Source organism: Nanoarchaeota archaeon (assembly GCA_018897155.1).
Taxonomy (GTDB): domain Archaea; phylum EX4484-52; class EX4484-52; order EX4484-52; family LFW-46; genus LFW-46.
In genome coordinates, this window is record JAHILE010000034.1 from 1 (window position 1) to 3,405 (window position 3,405).

General features: G+C 43.1%; 2 protein-coding genes. Both read right to left on the minus strand.

Going from position 1 to position 3,405, the window contains the following annotated elements:
• Positions 1-337: 337 nt before the first annotated feature.
• Positions 338-1,582 (minus strand): 2,3-bisphosphoglycerate-independent phosphoglycerate mutase, encoded by a 1,245-nt coding sequence (locus KKB09_04120; protein MBU4300380.1) that lies wholly within the window; start codon positions 1,580-1,582, stop codon positions 338-340.
• 132 nt (positions 1,583-1,714) lie between these two features.
• On the minus strand, positions 1,715-3,217 hold the full coding sequence (locus KKB09_04125) for an AMP phosphorylase (GenBank protein ID MBU4300381.1): 1,503 nt from the start codon (positions 3,215-3,217) through the stop codon (positions 1,715-1,717).
• Positions 3,218-3,405 lie beyond the last annotated feature (188 nt).

Genomic DNA, 3,405 nt, shown 5'->3' on the forward strand with positions numbered 1-3,405 from the left:
AGATTTTGAGCAAATAGCGGAAGTGGAAGCCATAGAGATTGCAAAAAGGCGTTTTCAGGAAATAAAAACAGGTATGGTAAAACCCATTACTGAAAAGGAATTTCGCGAATTAATGAAACGCGAAGGAATAGAGTAATTATTCTAATTCTCGGTGTAATGTATAATGCGTATAGCCGTTTGTGATATGTGTCGTAGATATCTTTTCGCTGCCTTGCGCTTAAATGTATATTGTGTTATCTTCAAGCAGATAGATTATTCTAATATTACCCACTCGTAATGTGTAGCAATTTTCTCCACCGTGAAGATGCTTGAAATGCTCTGGATTTTCTTTTATCTGTTATCCCCCATACATCTTCGACTTGTTTATCAAATCAAGAATCATCGGCATTAATTCGCGCCCGCTTACAATCCCAAGGCCGCCCTGCATCGCAGAAAATTCGTCAAACTCTTTGACAGAATCCGGTCGCACAGGCTCTCCGTGAATCAAAATTACTGTAGGGTCTGCAGTATGGTCTTTTACAGAAACTGGCGTAGAGTGGTCCGAGACAACGACAATTACCGCATCAATTTCCTTTATTTTTGAGAAGAATTCTTTATCTATTCTTTCGATGAATTTTTTCTTTTTTGCAAAATCGCCGTCATGCCCGCACGAATCTGCGCCTTTGATGTGCGCGAAAACAAAATCATGGGTCTTTAGCGCGTCTATGGCGGCATTTGCTTTTCCTTCAAGGTTTGTGTTTACCGTTGCATCAGCTCCTTTGACTTCTATTATGTTCATTCCGATATCGCGCGCAACACCCTTGTAAAGCGCGCCACCGGCAACACATGCCGCAGACAATCCGTATTTCTCCTTAAAAGGCACGGTTTCTTCATACATTCCTGCGCCGCGGAGCAGAAGTATATTTGCAGGCCTTTTTCCGCGCTTTATCCGGTCCTGGTTGATTGGAGATTTGCTGAATATTTCGTAAATCTTTTTTGTGAGGTGGTTAACGATGCTCGCAGTTCTGTGGGCCTCTTCAGTATGGTCGAGAGCATGCGATTTTTGGACTTCGGTAAGCGTGTGCGGATCTGTATTTGTTATCTTTTTTGAAAGATGCTTTCCGCGCAGAACTATTACGCCACGATGTTCTGTTGTGTGGCGTGCGATAACCTTAACATCATCCAGTAGTTTTCCATGCGTTTTGTCAAAAACATCCTTCATTTTCATTAGGTTTATCAGATCAAAAAGTTCGCCAAGGCGATAATCATTTCTTCCCGAGCGCCTGTCAATTATGTTGAATTTATCATCAACTGTTGCCGCATTTGCCCGGAAGCAGACATCGCCTTCCTGCAGTTCTATTCCTGCTCCAAGGTCTTCATAGACGCCGCGGCCTTCGTAGTATTTCTCAGGGTCGTAGCCAAGAATGGAAAGGTGCGCAGTATCAGAGCTCGGTTTCACTCCGCGGTTTATTGAGAAGAATTGTCCGGAAATGCCTTCGCGCGCAAGCCGGTCAAGATTCGGATGCTTTGCTGACGAGAGCGGCGTCTTTTTTCCGCGGTCTGTGAGGCCGTCGAGAACTACGAGAAGGCATTTTGATTGCATAAAACTATTTACTTTCGAGGCGTTATATAGTTATTGCGCATTAAAAGATAATCTTCAACAAAGCGATTAGTCCAATTATTGCCCAAACCGCGTTTAATGTTGCTGGCTGATATGCTCGCATTTTTCATAAAATCACATCGTTTTTACAACCATATCATCTTCTTCGCCTACAACAACTGGCACAAGCTTCTTTGCAGCATCAGCTGCTTCAGTTAATTTATACTCTTTTTCCGCATATATTGTAAAAAGAACATCTCCTTTGTTTACTTTGCGCCCTTTTTTGACATTAAGATACACGCCGGCACCAATATCGTTTGGTGCGCCAGTGAGATGGGCAACTTTTGCAATTGCGTGGTTTCCAATTCGAAGCACATCTCCTGCTTTGGCGCTTTTTATTTCCCGCACAAATTTTCCGCGCATTTTCGCAAAGTTCTTTTCTGTGCTTCCGCCTTGCGCCTTTACAATCTCTTTGAATTTTTCAAACGCGCGCCCGGAATCAAGAATTTTTCTTGCGGCTTCTTCATTGCCTTTTTTCGTCATCTTAAGAAGGATTCCTGCAAGCTCTATTGATTTCTCGCGCAAGTCTTTGCATCCTGCGCCTTTTAGGACATTCATAATATCAATCGCTTCAAGAACAGGACCTATTCCACACCCTACCGGCTGGTCGCCTTCTGTTATCGCGCATTCAACAATCATGCCGAGGCGTTTTCCAAGCTTTTTGAATTTCTGTGCGAGTTCCTCTGCAGATTTCATGCGCTCGACTTTCGCGCCATCACCAAGCGGTATGTCAATCAGTACGTATTTTGAGCCAACTGCTTTCTTTTTCGACATCACTGACGCAAGGACCTGGCCTTCAGGATCTATTGAAAGCGGGTGCTCCACTCGTATGAATTTGTCGTCAACAGGCGCAAGTTCAAGAGCTCCGCCCCATACAAGGCATGCGCCTGTTTTATTTACAATTCTCTTGATTTCAGGAACGCTAAATGATACGTTGCAGAACACTTCCATTGTGTCTGCGGTTCCCGAAGGTGATGTTATTGCTCTTGAGCTTGTCTTTGGAACAGTCAGCCCTGCAGCAGCAAGAATGGAGACAACAATCGGCGTTGTCCGGTTGCCCGGCACGCCGCCTATAGAGTGCTTGTCGCAGACGATTTTGTTGCCCCAATTAATCGAATTTCCTTTTCCAACCATTGCAAGCGTAATTTCTGCGACTTCAAAATCTGTATATCCGTTGATGTATACTGCGGTCATGAATGCGCCAAGCTCCACATCACTTAGCATGTCGCTATTTACGTCGTCTATAATCTGCTGTATCTCATCTTTTTTGAGTTCTATGCCGCGCATTTTCTTTATTATATATTCCAGAGATTTTGGCTTTGTTGTCGGCAAAACAGTTACATAAGCATTGTTTTTTACACCCAGAATCTGCGCGTCGCGGTATATTCCGATTTCGCCTCTTGAAACTATTTTTTTTGTCGCATCAAGGCTTGCAACAATTGAATGGCTGTTGAATTTCACAAGCACGCGGTCTCCGGGAAATACGCCAAGCTCTTTTACATCCGCTGTGTTCAATATGACTACGGGCATGTTTGCGACGACATCCATGAGTTTTGCCTTGAGTTTTAGAGAAACCATGCAATAGGATTTGTTCTTTATTTATATATACCTAACTTCGCCACATGAGGCTCTGTCCCAAAATACGGTTGATAAAGTATAATTGGCAGTAAATGCATAATATCATTGGGAGATAAAAATGCAATACTGCCAATATTGTAATGGCTTTGGTTGTTTAATAAATTTTGGATGGAGATTAACGAAAAATC

Coding starts and splice junctions, on each gene's coding strand:
- KKB09_04120 (MBU4300380.1), bottom strand. CDS start 1,582: ATGCAATCAAAATGCCTTCTCGTAGTTCTCGACGGCCTCACAGACCGC.
- KKB09_04125 (MBU4300381.1), bottom strand. CDS start 3,217: ATGGTTTCTCTAAAACTCAAGGCAAAACTCATGGATGTCGTCGCAAAC.